Origin of the sequence: Pauljensenia sp. UMB6358, from assembly GCF_030216865.1 — a bacterium.
Taxonomy (GTDB): Bacteria; Actinomycetota; Actinomycetes; order Actinomycetales; family Actinomycetaceae; genus Pauljensenia; species Pauljensenia turicensis_A.
This window is the reverse complement of record NZ_JASOMS010000151.1, coordinates 1-283: the sequence shown is the minus strand read 5'-3', so window position 1 is coordinate 283 and position 283 is coordinate 1. Positions and strand designations below refer to the sequence as shown.

Sequence of the window (283 nt, the reverse complement as noted above, 5' to 3'; positions counted from 1 at the left end):
CTCCGCAATGGCTTCCGGGCGCGTTCGCTCGTTCCATGTCGAACATTGGCGTGGATTTGGATCGCGCACAGCTCGAAGAGCTGGCGGGGCAGCTATTGGCGAAGTGGGATTCCCCGAATCGTCACTACCATAATGTGCAGCACCTGGTTGCTGTTCTATCCGGTATCGACGAGTTGCAGGGGTGCACCCACGATCCTGATTTGTTGCGTGTTGCTGCGTGGCTACATGGCATTGTTTTCGTGGATTATGAGGACGGCGACGATGCACGTGCCGTTGGCGAGGA

At 57.2% G+C, this 283-nt stretch carries 1 pseudogene; it reads left to right on the top strand.

The annotated features are described in order from the left end of the window. Positions 1-35: 35 nt before the first annotated feature. Positions 36-283, top strand: a pseudogene (locus QP381_RS08980) (hypothetical protein); the annotation flags it as partial.